Raw genomic sequence first — 19,559 nt, forward strand, 5'->3', positions numbered from 1 at the left:
CGTTCAGAGCGCCTCCATGGCCAGTCCGCCCATCCCGGCCATCGCCCCCTTGCCGGCATGCAGGAACAGGCCGAGCCACAGGAAGTCGAACAGGTCCTCGCAGCCGTCCATGTCGAGCAGGAAGGAGCCGACGAGGCCGTTTGCGGGAATGCGCTGCTCCTGCCGCGACGACCAGCGCGACAGATGCACCTTCTCCAGCCGTTCCGGCTGCCAGCGCAGGGCCCTCGCCTTCGCGGTGAGTTCGCGGAAGTCGGCGTCGAGGACGACGCCCGCCTCGCTGCGCATCAGCGAGGAGACGCGCCGGATCAGCGCGCCGAGGAGATCGGCCGGCACGAAGGCGGCGGGCTCGATCTCGCGCCCGCCACGGGTGAGACGAAGCGGCGTACGCAGCACGACGCGCAGGACGGACGGGCATTCCGGCGCCGGATGGATGCGCGGCGGCGGCGGCGGCCGCAGCCAGCCCCGGCCGTCGCCGAAGATCGTCTCGCCGTCGGCGGCGGCCTCGACCAGCCGGGCCCGGCCGCGCCGCCCGTCGAGCGCCACCGCATCGCCGAGGCCCGCGCGGGCGGCGCGGGCGAAGGCCAGCACGACGGCCTGGGCGGCATGTCCGGCGCGACCGGCCAGCACCACCCGGAAACCGGTGCGGTCGCCGCGGCGGACCATGCCCGAGGACGGATCGGGCGGCGCGTCGATGACGAGCGGCGACAGCGCCTCTCCGAGGTCCGGCGCGATCATGGCGGCGGCGGCGTCCGGCCGGAAGAACCAGTCGAACAGCGAGGCCGGCAGCGGCGCCGGCGCGTCCGGCCGCCAGCCGCCTTCGGCATCGAAGAGCTTGAGCTGCGGCCCGAGCACCGACCGCCACAGCGCCCCGCGGAAGGCCGGCAGATCGGCCACCTCGTCGAAGCGGACGTCGAGCGAAACAACGGTGAGCGGCAGGAACGGCCGCACGCTCGAACCGGGCTGCCAGGGCTGCCAGTCTTCCGCCAGGAGTTTGTCCATGGCGCCACCATGCCACGTGGCACAGCCCGCATGCAACCGCCGCAAGCCCGGCCGCGGGGCACGGGAGCGGCGGCGGGAGAAGTCGTCCGCCGGACGGAGAAGCCAGGCCGGGCTCTCCATGTCCGCTTCCCCGTGCGATCAGATCACGATGACGAGCAGGAAGAGCACGATGACCAGCAAGATGATCATGGCGGCGTGGTTTCCCTGCAGTCCCTCCGAGAAGAGAAAGAACAGGAGGGCCATCCCGCCAAGGAGCCAGATCATCGGACGCAATCTCCCGGAAAGTGACGTCGCTTCCGTCTCGAACGGGAGAAAGCCTGGACCGCGGATGACCGGAAGGACAAGAGGCACAAGGTTGCAGGCCCCTCTCGAACGGGGAAAGGCCGGGACGTGTGAAGCGGCTGAACGAACTCCTCGGCCGCGTTTCAATCCCCTCTCAAACGGGGAAAAGCCCGGACCTTCCCGATCGTGTCGTAGATGATCCCGTGCAGTTTCAATCCCCTCTCAAACGGGGAAAAGCCCGGACGGCACTGATTGCCTTTTCCGCGCGTTGCGGTGTTTCAATCCCCTCCCAAACGGGGAAAAGCCCGGACAGGAGATCGGCTTCGACAAGCTCGCGGGCGCCGTTTCAATCCCCTCTCAAACGGGGAAAAGCCCGGACCATGGGTTACGAACAGGCCGCTCCTGCGATGGTTTCAATCCCCTCTCAAACGGGGAAAAGCCCGGACAACTGCTCGGTAGTACTTCCCGTCCCCTCCGCACTTGTGCGGGGCGGGGACGGTTTCAATCCCCTCTCAAACGGGGAAAAGCCCGGACCGCCCCGTCGGGGCAGGTGGCCCGCGTGGGCAGTTTCAATCCCCTCTCAAACGGGGAAAAGCCCGGACAATCCGCGCCCACAAGGAGTTCGAGAATAACCGTTTCAATCCCCTCTCAAACGGGGAAAAGCCCGGACGGATAGCGTGCTAAAGCTGTGCGCGCATGCGCGTTTCAATCCCCTCTCAAACGGGGAAAAGCCCGGACGGCGGCGATGCTCTACCGCCTGGCGGTGGAGTTTCAATCCCCTCTCAAACGGGGAAAAGCCCGGACTCATCAGTGGGTACATGTTCCAGAGATCGGCCTGTTTCAATCCCCTCTCAAACGGGGAAAAGCCCGGACCGTCGAGGGGCAGGACGACATCGTCCTCGCGTTTCAATCCCCTCTCAAACGGGGAAAAGCCCGGACTGACCCCCTCGATTTATCCTCATGTTTTCAGCGGCTTGCAAGAGGTGATTCCAAAGATTTTTTTCGTTACGATTTTTGTGAAGAAAAGCCATCATCTGTTCACTCTCCGTTCGCGTTTCGCCGCCAGCCGGCGGGGCGGCCGGAGAGGCGCGCGAGGGGGGCGAGGTGGTCGGCGTGGATGCGTTCGAGCCGTTGCGAGGCCTCGCGCGCGGCGCGGAAGGCGGCGGCCTGGCGCAGGCGCGCCTGCCGGGCCTTCTCCTCGAGCCGCGTTAGGTCGGCACCGCCTGCAGGCACGAAGGGCAAGGTGGCGGCGGAGGCCAGTGCCAGCGCGAGCACGGCCGGCGCGAACCAGGGCGCCTGCGCGAGCGGCGGCAGGAAGAGCGCCGCCGCAACCGCGGAAGCGGCGGCCGCGATGCCGACGAGCGCGACCGCGAGGGAGGCCGCCACCCCGGCGGGACCGCGCCCGCGGAACGGTCCGGCGAGGCCGGTTCCCGCCAGATCGCCGGCCGCGGCCGCCGCGAAGGCTGCCAGGAACGGCAGCGACGCCAGGCGCCAGTCGCCGGCCTGCGCCAGCGGGTGCGCGGCGGCGCAGGCGGTCACGCAGGCGAACTGCGCCAGGCGAAGCGCGGGCCGCAGCACGGGAGCCGGAAACTGCGCGCGCTGCCGCTCCGCCGCGGAAGCCGCCTGGCCGGCGCGCTCGAAGGCACGGGCGGCCTCGTCGAGATCGGCGAGAGCCGCCTCGTAGGGATCGGGCGGGTCGCCCGGCTGCGCCGGCCGATCGCCGGGCAGCGGCGCGGTGAGGCTCCGCTCGATGTCTTCGACCAGCCTGTCCTTTTCCATGGTGCCGCTCCGCTTGCGCACCAGAGTCCGATGGCCGGGGGGCGGCTGCAACCGCAACAAGCTTGTGCCTGGCGCGCACGGCGGCCGGCCCGGCTAGACTGGCCGGCGATGACGCGTGCCGGCGACGACAGGAGCGAGATCTGCCGCAAGTCGGGCTGCCCCGGCGGCTGCGCGGCGCGGCTCGCCGACGTCGCGGCACCGGACGCACTGGCGGCGGCGCTGAAGCGCGTCGTCCGCGCCGCCGGCGGGGCGGGCGGCGACGGCCAGACGGCCGGCGGCTTCGCGCGCGGCGGACCGGCGGCGCTGGCCCGGCTGAGCGGCGGCCTGATCTCCGGCGCCTACCGGCCGGGAGGCCTGCGGCGCTTCGACATCGCCAAGCCGGACGGACGCCGGCGCGAACTGGCCGTGCCCTGCGTGCGCGACCGCATCGTGCAGACGGCGCTCGCCGAAGCGCTCGACCGCCAGTTCGACGCTGGCATGTCGTCGGGCTCCTTCGCCTACCGCAAGGGGCTGTCGGTGGAGCACGCCGCGGGGCTGGCGACGCTCTGGCGCCTGCGCCGCCTCGACCATGTCGGCGACGCGGAGATCGAGAGCTTCTCCGCAGGAGACGTCGTCGCCGGAACGCTTGCGGTGAACGTCGTCGCCCGGCTCAACGCCAGGGGCGTCCGCTACCTGCACCTGACGCTGGACCTGCCTCCCGCGCTGCGCGGAAAGGAACTCACGGCAGACGACATGGATGCCGCCGGTGCACGCCTCGAGGAGTATGCGGTCCGGCGGATCGGCTGAGCCGGAGGCGACGGGGCAAGGTTCGCGGACGCCGAACATGGCTTCCGTCCCTGTCCCCACCACCGACACCCGTGCCGGCGTCGCGCCCTTCGCCCCGCTGATTGACGTACCTCAGGGTTTTGCCGATAGAGTGCGGCGGGAGGTGCGGATGGCTCGACCGACGGTCAACGACATCGCGAGGGCGGCGGGCGTCAGCCTCGCAACGGTCGACCGCGTGCTCAACCAGCGGCCGGGGGTGACGGACAAGACCGTCGGCCGTGTCAATGCGGCGATCGACGCGCTCGGCTACGTCCGCGACGTGACGGCGGCGAACCTGGCGCGGCAGCGGCGCTACCGGATGACCTTCGTGCTGCCCGAGACGCCGGTGCTCTTCGTCGGCACGCTGCGCGAGGCGATCGCGGAGGCGGTGCGCGGTTCGGCGGACGACCGGACGGACGTGCGCATCGTGAGCTTCCCGGCCGGCAATCCGCACGCGCTGGTGCGGTCGCTGCGCACCATCTCGCGCGCCGACACCGACGGCCTGGCGATCTTCGCGCCCGAGACGCCGCACGTGCGCGACGCGATCGCCCGGCTGAAGGCAGACGGCGTGCCGATCGTGGCGCTGGTCTCGGACCTGCCCAACACCGACCGCGACCATTTCGTGGGTATCGACAACGTCGCCGCCGGCCGCACCGCGGGCGTGCTGATGGGCAAGTTCCACGGCGGCAGGCCCGGCTCCGTGATGGTGCTGGTGAGTTCCATGCAGGCCCGCGACAACGTCGAGCGCCGCCTCGGCTTCGACCACGTGATGGCCGAGCGGTTTCCCCTGATCGAGGTGCTGCCCTCGGTGGAGGGCCATGACGACGACGCCGTCACCGCGCGCGCGGTGAGCGCGGTGCTCGACGGCCGCCCGGACGTCACCGGCATCTACTCGGTCGGCCACGGCAGCCGTGCGCTGCTCGACGTGCTCGCCCCCCGCGTCGCGCCCGGCACGCTGTCCGTCGTGGCGCACGAACTGACGAAGGTGACGCGCCAGGCGCTGACGTCGGGAATGTTCGACGCCGTGATCAGCCAGAACGTCGGCCACATCGTCCGCAGCGCCATCCGCGTGCTGCGCGCCAAGAGCGACGGCCTCGGCATCGTGGCCTCGCAGGAGCGCATCCGCATCGAGATCGTCGTGCGGGAAAACCTGCCCTGACCGGCCGGCCGCGTCGCGCGGGCGGTCAGGGCTGGGGTTCGAACCGGAACGGAAGCCGGCGCCGGCCTCGCGGCGCGAGCGTCGCCGCCCGGCGGGTTGCGGACCGGCCGCCCCGCCGCCGGCGGCTCAGGTCCGGGGCCCGAAGATCCCCGACCAGCGCCGGCGGATCTCGTTGCTCTCGGCAATCCCGAGCGCGGTGGTGCGGGGATAGCTGTCGCGCAGGTGGTAGGGCACGCAGGCGTCGATGATCATCTTGGAGTTCGACGTCAGGCCGGCCGCACGCTGTTCGGCCGGGATCCGCGGATCGAGCGAGGAACTCCACGCGTTGCGGACGATGTCGACGTCTTCCGAGGGCTCCGCACGCGTCGTCACGGCCCACATGACGTCGGCGAGATTGGAAGGGTCGACGTCCTCGTCGACGAGCACGACGATCCTGCCCATGTAGCTGTTCGCCGCGGCGATCAGGCCGGCACGCTTGGCATGGCCGGCATAGCGCTGCCTGAGCGACACCACCGTCATGAGCTGGGACACGTGCTGCCACGCGCCGACGATGTCGCCGACGCCGGCGGCCTCGAGATTGGACCAGATGCTCGCCGCCCTGAAGGAAAGCCCGAAATGGAAGCGTGGCGGCTTCAGCGGCGGCGACCCGAACAGGATGGGGTCGGTGCGGTAGTAGGCGGCGTCGATTTCCATGACCGGACCCGGCCTGCGGTCGGCCGCGTAGTAGCCGGTGAACTCGCCGAAGGGACCCTCGGGCAGGCTCCTCTCGCTCATCGGAAGGAGCCGGCCTTCCAGCACGATCTCGGCGCGTGCGGGGATGGGCAGCCCGGTCAGCGGCCCGGCGAAGACTTCCACCGGAGCGCCGCGGATGGCGCCGGCGAAGTCGAGCTCCGACGCGCCCTCCGGCAGATATTCGAAGCCGGCGATGAAGAGGGAAGGATCCTGGCCGTTGACGATGGCGATCGGGCAGGCCTCGCCCCGGTCCCAGTACTTCTTCGAGATCATGGCGCCGTGGCGTCCGTTGTGATCGAACTGCACGGTCACCACGTTCCGGTCGTGCACCTGAACGCGGTAGATCGACGAGTTGACCCAGCCCGAGTCGGGATCGCGCGTCAGCACGATGCTGCCGGAGCCGATATAGGCACCGCCGTCGTGCTGGTGCCAGATGGGGCTCGGGAAGCGCGACAGGTCGACATCCTTGGCCGACATCGTGTTCTGCATGACCGGGACGTCGGTGGTCGTCTCCGGCGCCATCGGCTTCAGCGCGGTGCGCCGCTGCTTCCACGCCTTCAGCGCCTCCAGGGCGGGAAGATCGTGGTCGAGCCCCAGGGCGAGCGCGGCGCGCCGCGCGCTCACCGTCGCGTTGGTGAACACGCGGTTGCCCGCCGGCTGGCCCGGAATGTCGGAAAACAGCAAGGCCGGACAGTGGGGGTCGCCCGCGGCCACCTCGGTGATCGCTCCGATCTCCCGGTCGAGGGACGCGCCGGAGACGCGGCGGAGGTCGCCGATTCCCTCGACCAGGTCGATGAACCCGCGCAGGTCACGATAGCCGACGTTCAATGGGAGCCTCCGTATCGAGCGATTTTGCTACATTCTGAATATAACTGGGAAACCCCGCGAGGGAAACAGCATTCTCGGATCGTCACCCGCGGGCTTCCGGCCCGATCCGGCCGGGGTGGAGGCGACGAGCGCGGGGCGACGAACCCCTCCGGCAGCGGCGCGCCCATGGCAGGTCGCCCGAGACCGCAACCGGCGCCCGCGCGCCGAGCCTCGCCGCAGCTGCGCAGGATCGTTCCGGCGCCATTGCCGCCGGCGCCGGAAGGACGCTCCCGCCCGCCGGCCCATGCGCCCCGTGTCCCGCGATGCCCGGACGGCCCCGCCGCCGCTCGCGCGAGCCGCAGCCGACGGTCAGCCGTCTCCCCGATGGCGGGACGGCCGTCCGGCCGCACGCCAACAGTTCGCGACGCCGCCGCCTGTTTGGCTTTTCGGTTTCGCTGATGAGGTCATGGCGTTTCAGGCGATGTCGAGGGCGCCGTCGACGAGGGCCTTTGCGCGCTTCATGTCGTAGTTGCGGAACATGTTCTGCTTCACGATGAAGGAGGCGCCGCCGTAGAACTTCTCGTACTGCTGGTGGCGGTTTCCGAACTCCGAGCCGATGAAGTCCCAGGCCAGCCGCATGAGCTTGATGCGGTCGCGGGCCGAGCCGGTGCCGGACGCCATGTAGCGTTCGATGTCGGGCGCGGTGAGCGGGCTGTCGAGGTCCTTCTGCGAGGAGGGCAGGCTGATCATGGCGGCGCCCGTGAGTTCGCGCACGATCTCGATCATGCGCGGGTTGATCTCGGACTGCAGCGCCATGACCGCGTAGAGCGCCTGCCGGCTGGGCCACAGCACGCCGTTGGCATCGACGGTGGCGACGGTCTCCTGCGCCTCCAGCATGGTCTCCACGATCGAGATCAGCGCGGCCAGCTCGCCCATCTGCCCCATCACCGGCGGCAGCGCGGCGTTGCCGGTCGTCTCGTTCATCTTCGCCGCCAGCCCGATGAGGAAGCGCAGCTTGGTGGCGTAGCGCGCCTGGGCCTGGAGATTGCCGTAGAGATGCGACGGCGTCTTCCACCACTGGTCGCGGCAGACCTCGAGGTTGCGGTAGATGAACACCTCCTCCCAGGGCACGAACACCTTGTCGAGCACCACGAAGCAGTCGGACTCGTCGAAGCGGCTGCTCAGCGGGTGGTCGAAGACGTTCGACGCCTGCAGCGCGAAGGGGCGGCGCGGATAGAGCTTGAGGCCGGGCGCGTTCATGGGGATGGCGACGCCGATGGCGTAGTTCTCGTCGCCCGGCTGCAGCGGATGGATGCAGGACAGGTAGAGATAGTCGGAATAGAGCCCCGCGGTCGCCAGCTGCTGGGCGCCCGACACGATGATGCCGCCATCGGTCTCCTTGACCACGCCGGCATAGAGCTCCGGATCGGACTGCCGGTGGGCCGGCTTCGAGCGGTCGATCTGCGGCGGCACGATGGCATAGGTGGCCCACAGATGGTTCTCGCGCAGCTTCTCGTGGAAGGAGACGACCCGCTCGCCATATTCGGCACCGCCGGCGGAAAAGACCTCGGGCACGGCCGCGAAGCCGCAGAAGAAGGACGAGACGTGGTCCGGCGTCCGGCCCATCATGCCGAAGGAGGCCTCCGACCACATCTCGGAGGCGAGGCGCCGGGCGCGCAGGTCGGCATGGGTGCGGGGGATCTGGTAGGCGCGCAGGACGGGCTTGCCGGAACTGGGCGAGGTGAAGGTCATGCGCTCGGCATTGGCCGGATCGGCGGCGATGTCGAACAGCTTCGCCGCCGAGCGGGCGGCCGCCGCGAAGGCGGGATGGGTGGTGACGTCGGCGACGCGCTCGCCGTCGACGAAGACGGCGCGCCCGTCGCGCAGGGAGCGGAGGTATTCTTCGCCGGTGCGCATGGAGGCCGGCGCGGCGGCGGGCGCCTCGGCGGCAACCCTGACGGCGCGGATGTTCGCGTTCATTATCTGCTCCCTGACCTGGTCGGCTGGCCGACATTTAGCTACAACAAGTAGCTTCATGTTGTATATTTCGCAGGACCTGTCAAGATCGCAACTCCAGGCGCGCGCGGGCGCGGCGCTGGGCGACGGGCGCGGGACGTGGGAACATGGAGCTTGCGGCGTCGTGATTTTCGGCTACGCGGACGGGAGCGCAGGAGAGACAATGGACAGACGGCGGTTGATCATCGGAATCAGCGGTGCATCGGGGCTCGCCTACGGGGTGCGCCTGCTCGAGATGACACGCGAACTCGACCTCGAAAGCCACCTCGTGATGAGCCGGTCGGCCAAGGTGGCGGCCGCCTACGAGGGTTCGCTCAAGGTCAGGGAGATCGAGGCACTCGCCAGCGTCGTCCACCAGACCGACGACATCGCGGCCAGCATTTCGAGCGGCTCGTTCCGCACCCTCGGCATGATCGTCGCGCCCTGCTCGGTCCGCAGCCTCTCCGAGATCGCCTACGGCAACACCTCGACCTTGCTGACGCGCGCGGCCGACGTGGCGCTCAAGGAACGCCGGCGGCTCGTGCTGATGGTCCGCGAGACCCCGCTGCATCTCGGCCATCTCCGCGCGATGACCCAGGCGACCGAAGCGGGCGCCATCATCATGCCGCCGGTCCCGGCCTTCTATGCCAGGCCGGGGTCGGTCGAGGACATCGTGACCTACACCTGTGCGCGGGCACTCGACCTCTTCGACCTCTCCTTTCCCGGCATCAACCGGTGGAAGAGCGACGCTTCACCGGCATAGGGCGCGGATGTTCCGCCCGCGGGGGGAAGCCGCCGCGGGTCCGGAGCCGGCGGATCGATCAGCCGATATAGGACTGGAAGAGTTCGGCCTCGTCGTCGAAGCGGGCCCGGTCGCCCTCCGCCACGATCGCTCCGCCGCGGATGACGTAGACGTAGCTGGCGACTTCGAGGGCGAGGTGGACGTTCTGCTCGACCAGCAGGATGGAGGCACCGGCCTCGTTCAGCCGCCGGATCGTACGCCCGAGTTCGCCGACCACCATCGGCGCCAGGCCCATCGACGGTTCGTCGAGCATCAGCAGCTTCGGGCGCGAGGTCAGCGCGCGGGCGATCGCCACCATCTGCTGCTGCCCCCCCGACAGCGTGCCGGCGCGCCGGTGCAGATGCGACCGCAGTTCCGGCAGATAGTCGAGCACGCTCTCCATGCGCTCGCGAATCTCGCGGCGCGGCGCGCACTTGATCGCACCCAGTTCGAGATGCTCGCTGACCGACATCTCGGTGAACAGCTCGCGCCACTGCGGGACGAGAGCCACGCCAGCGCGGAACACACGATGCGCGGGCAGCGACTGGACCGCCTGACCGTCGACCGAGACCCTGCCGGCCCAGGCCGGGATCAGCCCCATGATCGCGCTGAGCGTGGTCGTCTTCCCGGCGCCGTTGCCGCCGAGCAGGGCCACGACCTGGCCCTTCGCGATCCGCATCGACAGGCCGTTCAGCACCTTGTGCGCGCCGTAACCCGCTTCCAGTTCAGAGACTTCAAGCATCGATCGTGCCCCCGAGGTAGGCCTGCTGCACGGCGCGGCTGCCCGATATCTCCTCTCCCTTCCCTTCCGCTATCACCCTGCCGCGATCGAGGACGGTGATGCGGTCGCACAGCCGGATGACGAGGGGGATGACGTGCTCGATCAGCACGATCGACACCCCCCAGTCGCCGGGAAGCCGGGCGATGAGGGCGTCCAGCTTCTCTACCTGGGCCGGCGAAAGGCCGGCCGTCGGTTCGTCGAGCATCAGCAGCCGCGGCCGGGCGACCAGGGCGCGTCCGATCTCCACGTAGCGCTGCTGCGCGATGGTGAGGGTATCGACGACGCGGTCCCGCAGGTCGTCCATGCCCAGGTAGGACAGAACCGCGTCGATCGCCGCATCGCCCTGCCGATCGCCGCCGGCGGCTGCCATGCGATGACCGACGATGAAGGCGGTCAGCGGGTTGCCGACCGCGGCATGCAGTCCGACGAGCAGGTTCTCGTAGACGGTGAAGCTCTGGACCAGCTGGACCGTCTGGAAGGTGCGGCGGATGCCGCGGGCAGCACGCTGCGGTGCGGCTAGCGCCGTGACGTCCTCACCCCCGAGCAGGATCGTGCCGTCGCTCGCCGCGGCAAGCCCCGAAATGGCGTTGAACAGCGTCGTCTTGCCGGCGCCGTTGGGTCCGATGAGGCCGCGGATCTCGCCTGGCTGCACCCTGAGATTGACCGAATCGACCGCGGTCAGGCCATCGAAGCGGATGGTGAGGTTCCGGATCTCGAGCAGGGGTTCCATCAGGTGCGCGCCTCCGCATCGCGACGCTCGTCGGCTCCGGAGGGAGGTCGGCGGAGCGGCGAGAATCGCTCCCGAGGGAGTATCCCCCGGTCGAAGAGAAAGCCCGCCAGTCCGCGCGGGAGGAAGATGACGAAGACGATCAGCAGGAGGCCGAAGCCGATCTCCTGGAGGGCCTGGGCGTTGCGCAGGATCTCCGGCAGCCAGGTCAGCACTGCCGCGCCGATGAAGGGCCCGATCAGACTTGCCGCGCCACCGACGATGACCATGCAGAAATGCATGATGGTCTGGTAGAGGTTGAAGTTCTCGGGCGTGATGTAGTGCTGCGTCAGCGAGAACAGGGAACCGCCGATGCCGGCGTAGAAGGCGCTGATCGCGAAGGCGAGGACCTTCGTGCGCGCGACGTCGATGCCGCTCGACTGCGCGGCGATCTCGCCGTCGCGGATCGCGACGAAGGCCCGGCCGAGGCGCGACCGGACGATGGACTGCGCCAGGATCGTCATCAGCACGGCAACCGCGAGGATGATGCTGAACGTGTGGATGTCGCTCCGGAACGCCACGCCGAAGATCCGCGGCGCGGCCACGCTCATGCCGTCGGTACCGCCGGTCACCGGTTTCCAGTGCCGAAGGATCCACTGCATGATCTCCGAGAAGCCGACCGTGACCATGGCGAGGTACAGACCGCTGACGCGGATGGCGGGGATGCCGATGACACATCCCACGGCAGCGGCCGCGATGCCCGCGGCCGGCAGGGCCAGCAGGTACGGCACGCCCAGTTTGGTGGCCAGCAGCGCCGAGACGTAGGCGCCGATGGCCATGAAGGCCCCGTGTGCGAAGGCGAACATGCCCGCGAAGCCGAGGATCAGGTTCAGGCCCTGGGCGATGATCACGTAGACCAGCATCAGGTTGATGAGGTACTGCGAATACGCATCGGTCACGAAGGCCATCGCCGCGAGCGCGACGAAGAAGATCGCATAGACGTTGTTCTGCAGAAAGCCGCGCATCGGTTCAGACCCTGACCGCGCGGCGCGAGCCGAACAGGCCCTGCGGCCGGAACAGCAGCACGACGATGATGATGATCGGCGCGAAGATATCCATCATCGAGGTTGCGAAGTACCGCCCGAAGAAAATCTCCACGACGCCCATGAGGACGCCGCCGGCAAGGACCCCGGACACACTGCCGAACCCGCCCAGGCACGCGGCGGCGAACCCCTTGAGCAGCATGCGGGTGCCCATGTCGGGATGCAGGAAGATCAGCGGCGCCGCCAGGATGCCGGCCACTGCACCGCAGATCGCCGCGAGCCCCCAGGTCGCCGAGTAGATGCTGCTGGTGTTGATGCCGATCAGCTTGGCGCCCACCGTGTTCTGCGAAGTGGCGCGCATCTCCTTGCCGAGGGCGGTGGATGCGAAGAACACGGAGAGCGCCGCCGTCAGCGCGACGGCGACGATGACGATCAGCAGGCGCTGGGTGGAAAGCTCCAGCCCGCCGACCGAGATCGTTTCCGTGGCGAACACCGGCGGCAGGTTGCGCATGCTGTCGCCCCAGGGGATGCGCGCCAGCCCCTTCAGGACTATCATGAGCCCCACGGTCGCCAGGACGATCGCGACCTCGGTGGAAGCCTTCCCGAGCGAGCGGTTCATGGCGATCGGCCGGATGGCCAGCACTTCCACCGCCGCACCCAGGAGCCCGCCGAAGGCCACGGCGATCAGCAGCGACCAGGCGAAGGGAATTCCAAGCAGGACGTTGGCCACGTAGACGGCGAAGGCGCCGGCCATGAAGAACTCGCCATGCGCGAAGTTGGGAATCCCCTGCGCGTTGTAGACGAGCACGAGGCCGAGACCGACCAGACCGTAGAGACAGCCGGTCGAGACCCCCACCGAGAGCAGGGCAGCGAATTCCATGTGCAGTCTCCAGTCATTCCCTAGGCGGCCGCATGCCGGGTCGCGGTTCTGAGAGACCCGGCCGGCGCTCCGGTCGGATGGCGTCGCGGGCCGCAGCGCACGGCGGGACAGCCGCCGGGCGTCCCGAAGCGGGACGATTTCCGAGGCTGGGCTGCGCGTTCCCGGAGCGTGGACCGCGGTATTGCGCCGCAAGCACTCGCGGCGCCGCCGCAGCGGCGCATCGCACACGAACGGCCATGTCAGCGGGTAGCCGCGCAAACCCGCGTGTCGTTTCGGCGCGACGCGATCCGGCCGCACGGATGCGACCGGACCGCCGGACGCCGCCCTACTTCCAGGTGTCGCCGATCGCGGTGACCTTGCCGTCGCGCATGCCCCACACGGAGCCCGTCTTGCAGCCTTCGAGGTCGGTGGCGGCGAAGTTCAGGGTGCAGGCCATCGGTCCGCCGTCGAGATTCTGGATCTCCGCCAGCGCCGCCATGAACGAGTCGCGGGTGAGGTCCGGACCGGCCCGCTTCAGCGCCTCCACCACCGCGATGGCACCCGACGTGCCGTAGAAGGCCGAGGCCTGGACCTTGTCGTCGGGATAATACGTCTTCAGCATGTCGATCCACGGCGCCATCGGCGCTTCGGTCAGCGGCGACTTGTAGAACGAGACCACATAGGTGTTCTCGAGCGGCTTGGTGTCTCCGACCCGGTCCACGAGGTCCTGCAGGTCCACCACGGTGGCGCCCATGGTGGGCACCGTGAGACCGAGCCGTGCCGCGTCCTTCAGGTAGACGGAGGCAGGAGCCGGACGGGCGACAAGGACGACCGCGTCGGGGTTCATCGACTTCACCTTGAGAACCTGTGCCGTCGCGTCCGTCGCCTCGACCTCGATCGGCTCGAGCCCGAGATACTCGATGCCGCGCGCCTTCAGGCTTTCCTCGAGCTTCGGATAGCGAACATTGGCGATCGCGTCGGTGTTGCCCACGGCCGCGACCTTCTTGATGTTCGGCATCGTGGCCAGGAAGTTCGCGATGATCTCGCCGTCGTAGCTGCCGGGCAGGAAGGCCCGGCCGATCTGGTCGTTGGGCTGCTGCACGATCTCGTCGGCGGTGGCGACGAGCACCATCAGCGGAACCTCGTCCGAAAGCACCATCTCGCGAACCGGCAGGGTCGCGCCGGAGCAGCTGCCGCCGTGAAGCATGAAGACGCCGTCGCGATGCACGAGCTTCTTGGCTGCGGCCAGCGCCAGCGGCGCCTGGCACTGGTCGTCCTCCACGACAACCTCGATCTTGCGGCCATGGATGCCGCCCTCGGCGTTGACCGCGTCATAGATCATCTTGGCGCCGTTGATCGTCGGCCAACCCCACGCAGCAGCCGGACCGGTCAGGGAGCCGAACATGCCGATCTTGATCGACGTGTCGGTGATGCCCGGATCTTCCGCCATGGCGGCGGACGGGACGGCAGCGGCGAAAATGGCCACTCCCAGAGCGCGAAACACTGACTTCGATTTCATCTGTATTCCCCTTTTATGTCGTTGTGTCGGTTCAAAGCGGACGGGCCTGCCTCATCGCCGCCCGAAATGCCCGCAGGCACTCCCGGCAGCCGCGGCGGCGCCTGCCCTTCCGCACGCACACGTCGGCCGTCCCCATGGGCATTCCCACGGGTCGATCCGGATCGGCTCTTTTCAGGGACGTCGACGGTATAGATACATTCTTTATGTTATTAATGTAGCTGTCAAGAACGCATTTACCGGAACAGTTCGACGAGCCCGAGGGAAATGGGCGCGATGGTGACGATGGCTGCGAGCGACAGGATCATCAGGATGACGTACGGGAGGACGGCCCGTATCATGAACGGGAAGGACTCCTTGAACGCCACGGAACCCACGATGATGTTCAGGCCGAAGGGCGGCGTCAGGTAGCCGATCTCCAGGTTCACGATCATGATGATCCCGAAGTGGACCGGATCGAAGCCGTACTCGTTGACCAGCGGAAGGAACAGCGGCGCGAAGATCACGATCGCCGAAAAGGCTTCCATGATGCAGCCCACCAGCAGCAGGGTGATGTTGATGGCCAGCATCATCGCCCATCCGCTGTGGACGTACTGCGTGATGAAGCTCACGAACTGCTGCGGCATGCCCTCGATGGCCACGACGTTGTTGAGACTGGATGCCACTGCGAAGATCGGCAGAATGACGCCCAGCATCGACACCGTCGACAGCGCCACAGTCCCGTAGTCGGATGGCTTCATCTCGCGGTGGATGAAGAGCTCGACGATCAGCGAATAGAACAGCGCCACGGCTGCCGCCTCGGTCGGGGTGAACTTGCCGGAGTAGATGCCGCCGAGCAGGATGACCGGCATCATGAGCGCCCATCCGCCACGCCGCAGGGCCGAAAGGACCTCGGCCGCGTCGAAGGCGTCCGGCGCCCGGTGTCGGTTCATGAAGACCACATAGATCGCGAAGACGAGGGTCAGGAGAATGCCGGGGCCTATCCCGGCGAGAAAGAGATCGACGACCGACGTCTCCGTGCTCATCCCGTAGAGCAGCAGCGGTATGGACGGAGGAATGATGATGCCGAGGGTGCCCGCTGACGCGATCGCGCCAAGCGAAAGCTTGCGATCATAGCCTTCCTTCAGCAGCGCCGGATACATGATCGCGCCGATCGCCAGCATCGTGACGACGGACGAGCCGGAAATCGCCGCGAAGACCGCGCAGGACAGGATGCAGGCGAGGGCGAGGCCGCCACGGATCGGCCGCGTGATGGCGACGACGATCCGGATGATTCGCTGGGCGATCGTCCCCCGCGTCATGACCGCGCCGGCCAGGATGAACATCGGGATCGCCAGGAGCGTCTCACGGTCGACCGCGAACCAGATATCCTGGATCAGGAACTCGATCGACGACCGGCTCACGAAGAAGGTGTGGATGACGGCCGCGACCACGATCAGGATCACGATGACGTTCTGCCGCAGGACGAGCAACAGCACGACCAGCGCGACGAGTGCCAGAGCGGTCATTGCGGGATCTCCGCTTCATCCTTGGACGGGGCAATCTGCGGGTAGGCAGCGTACGCCAGGTATCGCAGCGCCGCCGAGACGAAAGCGTAGGGAAGGATGACCTGCATCGGCCAGACGGGAAGGTCGAGGCCGACGCCCCGGTGGCCGTCGATGGCCGAGGCCTGGACGAAGAGGTAGGAATGGTAGGCCAGGAAGGCGAAGATGGCCGCCGAGACGAAGTAACCGATGCGGCCCACTGCAGGCCGCATCGCGGGAGGAAAGACGCCGTCCAGGACACGGGGCCGCAGATGCTCCCCGCTCTGGATGGCGATCACGAAGCCGAGCATTCCGGCGATGGTGGCACAGTAGACCGCGACACGCTGGGCCCAGGGAATTCCCTGCCCCATGACCTCGCGTCCCAGCACGTCCGCCATGAGCAGCGTGCCCGAGATCGAGATGGCGGCGATGGCGACCCAGGTTTCCGCGCGGCTGAGGCCGCGCAGCAAGGTTTCGACCACCGGTCGGGCGGCGGTGTCAGCGTCGGCTTGCATGGCTTCGTCCCGGTTGCGCGCGTCTACTTGGCCATGGCCTTGAATTCCTCTTTGCCCTTGGCGACCGCGTCGTAGATCTCCTTGGCGCGCGGGCCGAGGGCTGCGATCAGCTCGGGATGGCCGGGGGTCACCACCGCTTCCCACTTGGCGCGCTGCTCGGGCGTCAGGTCGTGAACGAAACCGCCCTGCTTCAGATGACGCTCGGCCGACGGCTTGTCCTCGTTTGCGACCCTCTGGCGGATCTCGGTGGTCGGAAGCACGGCGGCCTCGATGGCCTTGCGCTGTTCCTCGGTCAGCTTGTCCCAGTAGGCGGTGTGCGCCACGAGAAACATCGACTGATGTCCGTGCCGGGTGAAGACGTAGTGCGGCGCCGCCGACGCGGCGGGTCCGACCGCGTAGAAGCCGAAGGTGAGCGATCCCGCATCGACCAGGCCCTGCTGAAGGGACGGGAAGAAATCGGCGAGCGTCATGGTGACGTGGTTGGCCCCGAGCCGCGTGAACATCATCTGGTCGCTGGCGGTCGGCGAGATCCGGACCTTCATGCCCTTGATCTGTTCGGGATCGACGCAGGCGATCCGGCAGAACAGGTTCATCCAGCCGCCCTCGCCGTAGCGGACCAGCGTCAGGCCGTTCTTGGCGAGGGTCTCTTGCACCATCGGGACGATGTACTTGTCGGTGACGTAGTCGCGCTCCTCGGCGCTCGACCAGAGATAGGCGATGTTGAGGACGGCCAGTTCGGGTATCGCCGGGGCCAGGCCGATCGAGGAGATGTACGCCATCTCGTAGCGGCCGCGGATCACGTTCTGGGCGATCTCCTGCTCGTTCGGCTGCTGCAGGCGCTCGCCCTTGATGGCTCCGTTCGTGGCGGTGGTGATGGACTGGGCCATCTCGTCGACGATGACGCCGAGGGTGGAAGGCGGCGCGACGACGGTGCCGATCCGCCAGGTCTCCTCGGCGGCAGCGCTACCCGAATACAGCGCCACGCCCAGTGCGAACGCCGAGATGAAATTCCTGAAACCGATGCGATTCATGTTGGCCTCTCCTTAGCCGTTTGAATGCGTGAGTTCTTCCCGAGGGTATGCCCTCGTTGTCGTTCCCCTGTGTTGATGGTGCGGCGCCCGTGGCAATCGTCTCGGCCCGTGGCGACCGCCTCAGCCCTTCGTGTCGGGCTGTCCGCAGTATCCTTCCCTGACGGTTCGAGTTGCGGGCTTCACCGCATCGCGGTCCGCACCGAAGCGGGCGCCGGCATGCTCGCCCAGCGTCGGCGGCGCCTGGACGCTGCTCCGTTCGCCGTTGATGCGAAGCGGATTGCGGATCCCGACGACCTTGCCGGCCAGCACGTGATCGACTTCCGCGAAGGTGCCGAGATGTCTCACCTGCGGATCGTCCAGCACCTCGCCGATCGAGTTGACGGGCGCGAACGGAACGTCATGGGCGCGCAGCAACGCCGCCCATTCATCGCGGCTGCGCGTGATCCCGACCGCGGCGAGCTCGGCCGAGAGCAGCTGATAATTGGCGATCCGCAGCTCGGCCGTGAGGAACCGAGGATCGCGGCCGAGGGAGTCGCGCGCGCCGAGGGCATCGAGCAGCCCGAGCCAGAATTTCTCGGGAACGGACAGATGGATGGCGATCATGCCGCCGTCGGCGCATTTCCAGACGAAACTCTGCGAGGAGGCGACGCGCGAGTGCGGGCCGTAGGCCTCGCCTCTCTGGGACAGATAGGCGAAGGCGTCCGGCGCGAACGCGATCGCGCTTTCCAGCATGTTGATCTCGACCCGCTGGCCCTCGCCCGTCCGGCGGCGGGCATGCAGCGCGGCGAGCACGCCGCCGACCGCATAGAGCCCGGTGACGTTGTCGGCGAGCGTCGGTCCCCGCACATCGGGCTGGTCGCGATCGAGATACATATGCAGGATCCCGGACAGCGCGATGCCGACCGTGTCGTAGGCCGGGCGCTCGGCATAGGGACCGTCCGCGCCGAAGCCGGTGATGGAGCAGTAGACGAGCGCCGGATTGACCGCGTTCAGGACCTCGCGGGTCAGGCCGAGACGGTCCATCACCCCCGGACGGAAGTTCTCGATCAGGATGTCGGCATCGGCGACCAGTTCCAGCAGTTCGGCCCGTCCCGATCCCGACGCCAGATCCAGCTGGATGCTCCGCTTGTTCTGGTTGTACGCGATGAAGTTGGGGCTGTAACCGCCGCTCGTGGCCCTGCGGAAGGGGTCGCCTCCCGCAGGGTTTTCGACCTTGATGACGTCCGCCCCCATCTGGGCGAGCAGCATGGCGGCGAGCGGCGCCGTCACCATGGTGCCGATCTCAACGACCTTTATGCCGGCGAGCGGACGCATCGATTGCATGTCAGGCGCCCTCGGCCTTCTCGCGCGGATAGGGCTCGTAGCCGGGACGATAGGCCTTCGCGTCGATGAACTTGGAGATGCCCTGCTTGTAGCCACCCTCCGGATCGCGGAAGGCGAGCTGTCCGTTCTTGGCGATCAGATACTCGTGGGCCTGGTCGACGGTCATGTCGCGGGTCGCCTTGACCGCCTGCTTGGTGGCCCTCAGCGTCTCCGGGTTCATCGCCGCCAGATGCCGCGCCAGATTCATGACCTCGTCATGGAGCCGCTCGTCCGGAACCGACTCGTTGATCAGCCCCATCCGCGCCGCTTCCGGCCCCTTGAAGGGCTTGCCGGTGATCGAATAGTAGAGCGCGTCGCGGTAGTTCACGGCGATGTTCATGGCCTTGCTGACCAGACCGCCGGGAATGACGCCCCAGTTCACCTCGGACAGTCCGAAGACGGCGCTGTCGGCGGCGATGGCGAAGTCGCAGGCGACGAGCTGCGTGAAGGCACCGCCGAAGCAGTAGCCGTTCACCATGGCGATGGTCGGCTTGGGGAAATTGTAGAGGCGGTGCCATTTCCACTGGTGCCCGGCCCATTCCGCACGGACGTGCTTTGCCGCGTTGGCCGGATTGCCTTCGAGCTCCCGGAAGAAGAGATCGAGATCCATGCCGGCGCACCAGGCTTTCCCGGCACCCGTCAGGACCAGCACGAGCGTCTCGTCGTCGGCCTCGAGATTGAGAATGCAGTCGAGCATCTCCTCCTCGAGTTCAGGGCTCATCGCGTTCCGCTTTTCGGGCCGATTGAGGGTGACGGTCGTGATGCCGTCCTCCTTCCGGACGAGCACGTTCTTGTAGGTTGGCTGGAACGACATTCATACCTCTCTGCTGCATTCGAAAGCGGGTTCTGCCAGCGCTCTCGCCACGAAATTACATTAATAATGTA

General features: G+C 67.8%; 18 protein-coding genes and 1 CRISPR repeat array. Of the genes, 3 read left to right on the plus strand and 15 right to left on the minus strand.

The genetic code is table 11. The features are described from left to right. Positions 1-3: 3 nt before the first annotated feature. The 3 genes from cas6 to IAI54_RS17680 all read right to left on the minus strand — a co-directional run bounded on the left by cas6 (position 4) and on the right by IAI54_RS17680 (position 3,060). A complete protein-coding gene (gene cas6, locus IAI54_RS17675; RefSeq protein WP_187968441.1) occupies positions 4-999 on the minus strand; it encodes a CRISPR system precrRNA processing endoribonuclease RAMP protein Cas6 in 996 nt (331 codons plus the stop codon). Positions 1,000-1,137: 138 nt separating this feature from the next. Continuing rightward, positions 1,138-1,263, minus strand: a complete 126-nt coding sequence (locus IAI54_RS29165) for a hypothetical protein (RefSeq protein ID WP_275403580.1) — start codon at positions 1,261-1,263, stop codon at positions 1,138-1,140. Positions 1,264-1,353: 90 nt separating this feature from the next. Next, positions 1,354-2,220: a CRISPR direct-repeat array (repeat unit 36 nt; unit sequence GTTTCAATCCCCTCTCAAACGGGGAAAAGCCCGGAC). 99 nt (positions 2,221-2,319) lie between these two features. After that, a complete protein-coding gene (locus IAI54_RS17680) occupies positions 2,320-3,060 on the minus strand; it encodes a hypothetical protein (protein ID WP_187968442.1) in 741 nt (246 codons plus the stop codon). Between the two features lie 108 nt (positions 3,061-3,168). Between IAI54_RS17680 and csx16 the strand changes: the two genes are divergently transcribed. Next, positions 3,169-3,846, plus strand: a complete 678-nt coding sequence (gene csx16 / locus IAI54_RS28840) for a CRISPR-associated protein Csx16 (RefSeq protein ID WP_210321142.1) — start codon at positions 3,169-3,171, stop codon at positions 3,844-3,846. A 148-nt stretch (positions 3,847-3,994) separates the two neighbouring features. Continuing rightward, positions 3,995-5,023, plus strand: coding sequence for a LacI family DNA-binding transcriptional regulator (locus tag IAI54_RS17690; protein WP_187968443.1), 1,029 nt, complete (start codon positions 3,995-3,997; stop codon positions 5,021-5,023). Between the two features lie 126 nt (positions 5,024-5,149). On the opposite strand, the gene IAI54_RS17695 is transcribed toward IAI54_RS17690, so the two are convergent. Continuing rightward, a complete protein-coding gene (locus IAI54_RS17695) occupies positions 5,150-6,583 on the minus strand; it encodes a UbiD family decarboxylase (protein WP_187968444.1) in 1,434 nt (477 codons plus the stop codon). A gap of 453 nt (positions 6,584-7,036) precedes the next feature. Further along, positions 7,037-8,542, minus strand: coding sequence for a 4-hydroxyphenylacetate 3-hydroxylase family protein (locus tag IAI54_RS17700; RefSeq protein WP_187968445.1), 1,506 nt, complete (start codon positions 8,540-8,542; stop codon positions 7,037-7,039). A gap of 199 nt (positions 8,543-8,741) precedes the next feature. Between IAI54_RS17700 and IAI54_RS17705 the strand changes: the two genes are divergently transcribed. Then, a complete protein-coding gene (locus IAI54_RS17705) occupies positions 8,742-9,320 on the plus strand; it encodes a UbiX family flavin prenyltransferase (protein ID WP_187968446.1) in 579 nt (192 codons plus the stop codon). 58 nt (positions 9,321-9,378) lie between these two features. On the opposite strand, the gene IAI54_RS17710 is transcribed toward IAI54_RS17705, so the two are convergent. The 10 genes from IAI54_RS17710 to IAI54_RS17755 form a co-directional block, all read right to left on the minus strand. Next, positions 9,379-10,080, minus strand: coding sequence for an ABC transporter ATP-binding protein (locus tag IAI54_RS17710; protein ID WP_187968447.1), 702 nt, complete (start codon positions 10,078-10,080; stop codon positions 9,379-9,381). Further along, a complete protein-coding gene (locus tag IAI54_RS17715) occupies positions 10,073-10,849 on the minus strand; it encodes an ABC transporter ATP-binding protein (protein ID WP_187968448.1) in 777 nt (258 codons plus the stop codon). Before IAI54_RS17715 ends, IAI54_RS17710 begins: the two co-directional genes overlap by 8 nt. After that, positions 10,849-11,850 (minus strand): branched-chain amino acid ABC transporter permease, encoded by a 1,002-nt coding sequence (locus tag IAI54_RS17720; protein ID WP_187968449.1) that lies wholly within the window; start codon positions 11,848-11,850, stop codon positions 10,849-10,851. The genes IAI54_RS17715 and IAI54_RS17720 overlap by 1 nt, the downstream gene beginning before the upstream one ends. Before the next feature lie 4 nt (positions 11,851-11,854). Beyond that, the gene (locus IAI54_RS17725; RefSeq protein WP_187968450.1) at positions 11,855-12,748 is read right to left on the minus strand and encodes a branched-chain amino acid ABC transporter permease; all 894 of its coding nucleotides are present in this window, start codon (positions 12,746-12,748) and stop codon (positions 11,855-11,857) included. Positions 12,749-13,073: 325 nt separating this feature from the next. After that, the gene (locus tag IAI54_RS17730; RefSeq protein ID WP_187968451.1) at positions 13,074-14,246 is read right to left on the minus strand and encodes an ABC transporter substrate-binding protein; all 1,173 of its coding nucleotides are present in this window, start codon (positions 14,244-14,246) and stop codon (positions 13,074-13,076) included. 233 nt (positions 14,247-14,479) lie between these two features. Continuing rightward, positions 14,480-15,751, minus strand: a complete 1,272-nt coding sequence (locus tag IAI54_RS17735) for a TRAP transporter large permease (protein WP_187968452.1) — start codon at positions 15,749-15,751, stop codon at positions 14,480-14,482. Next, positions 15,748-16,281, minus strand: a complete 534-nt coding sequence (locus IAI54_RS17740; protein ID WP_187968453.1) for a TRAP transporter small permease — start codon at positions 16,279-16,281, stop codon at positions 15,748-15,750. The genes IAI54_RS17735 and IAI54_RS17740 overlap by 4 nt, the downstream gene beginning before the upstream one ends. Before the next feature lie 23 nt (positions 16,282-16,304). Then, positions 16,305-17,312, minus strand: coding sequence for a TRAP transporter substrate-binding protein (locus tag IAI54_RS17745; RefSeq protein WP_187968454.1), 1,008 nt, complete (start codon positions 17,310-17,312; stop codon positions 16,305-16,307). Between the two features lie 120 nt (positions 17,313-17,432). After that, positions 17,433-18,635 (minus strand): CaiB/BaiF CoA transferase family protein, encoded by a 1,203-nt coding sequence (locus IAI54_RS17750; RefSeq protein ID WP_235679087.1) that lies wholly within the window; start codon positions 18,633-18,635, stop codon positions 17,433-17,435. 1 nt (position 18,636) lies between these two features. Beyond that, positions 18,637-19,488 carry a p-hydroxycinnamoyl CoA hydratase/lyase gene (locus tag IAI54_RS17755; RefSeq protein WP_187968455.1) on the minus strand — a complete coding sequence of 284 codons (852 nt, stop codon included), beginning with the start codon at positions 19,486-19,488 and terminating at the stop codon, positions 18,637-18,639. Positions 19,489-19,559: the final 71 nt, after the last annotated feature.

Origin of the sequence: Aquibium microcysteis (genome assembly GCF_014495845.1) — a bacterium.
Lineage (GTDB): Bacteria > Pseudomonadota > Alphaproteobacteria > Rhizobiales > Rhizobiaceae > Aquibium > Aquibium microcysteis.

Bases quoted from the DNA above. Each gene is read 5' to 3' on its own strand.
- cas6 (WP_187968441.1), bottom strand. From the start codon at position 999: ATGGACAAACTCCTGGCGGAAGACTGGCAGCCCTGGCAGCCCGGTTCG.
- IAI54_RS29165 (WP_275403580.1), bottom strand. From the start codon at position 1,263: ATGATCTGGCTCCTTGGCGGGATGGCCCTCCTGTTCTTTCTCTTCTCG.
- IAI54_RS17680 (WP_187968442.1), bottom strand. From the start codon at position 3,060: ATGGAAAAGGACAGGCTGGTCGAAGACATCGAGCGGAGCCTCACCGCG.
- csx16 (WP_210321142.1), top strand. From the start codon at position 3,169: ATGACGCGTGCCGGCGACGACAGGAGCGAGATCTGCCGCAAGTCGGGC.
- IAI54_RS17690 (WP_187968443.1), top strand. From the start codon at position 3,995: ATGGCTCGACCGACGGTCAACGACATCGCGAGGGCGGCGGGCGTCAGC.
- IAI54_RS17700 (WP_187968445.1), bottom strand. From the start codon at position 8,542: ATGAACGCGAACATCCGCGCCGTCAGGGTTGCCGCCGAGGCGCCCGCC.
- IAI54_RS17705 (WP_187968446.1), top strand. From the start codon at position 8,742: ATGGACAGACGGCGGTTGATCATCGGAATCAGCGGTGCATCGGGGCTC.
- IAI54_RS17710 (WP_187968447.1), bottom strand. From the start codon at position 10,080: ATGCTTGAAGTCTCTGAACTGGAAGCGGGTTACGGCGCGCACAAGGTG.
- IAI54_RS17715 (WP_187968448.1), bottom strand. From the start codon at position 10,849: ATGGAACCCCTGCTCGAGATCCGGAACCTCACCATCCGCTTCGATGGC.
- IAI54_RS17720 (WP_187968449.1), bottom strand. From the start codon at position 11,850: ATGCGCGGCTTTCTGCAGAACAACGTCTATGCGATCTTCTTCGTCGCG.
- IAI54_RS17725 (WP_187968450.1), bottom strand. From the start codon at position 12,748: ATGGAATTCGCTGCCCTGCTCTCGGTGGGGGTCTCGACCGGCTGTCTC.
- IAI54_RS17730 (WP_187968451.1), bottom strand. From the start codon at position 14,246: ATGAAATCGAAGTCAGTGTTTCGCGCTCTGGGAGTGGCCATTTTCGCC.
- IAI54_RS17735 (WP_187968452.1), bottom strand. From the start codon at position 15,751: ATGACCGCTCTGGCACTCGTCGCGCTGGTCGTGCTGTTGCTCGTCCTG.
- IAI54_RS17740 (WP_187968453.1), bottom strand. From the start codon at position 16,281: ATGCAAGCCGACGCTGACACCGCCGCCCGACCGGTGGTCGAAACCTTG.
- IAI54_RS17745 (WP_187968454.1), bottom strand. From the start codon at position 17,312: ATGAATCGCATCGGTTTCAGGAATTTCATCTCGGCGTTCGCACTGGGC.
- IAI54_RS17750 (WP_235679087.1), bottom strand. From the start codon at position 18,635: ATGCAATCGATGCGTCCGCTCGCCGGCATAAAGGTCGTTGAGATCGGC.
- IAI54_RS17755 (WP_187968455.1), bottom strand. From the start codon at position 19,488: ATGTCGTTCCAGCCAACCTACAAGAACGTGCTCGTCCGGAAGGAGGAC.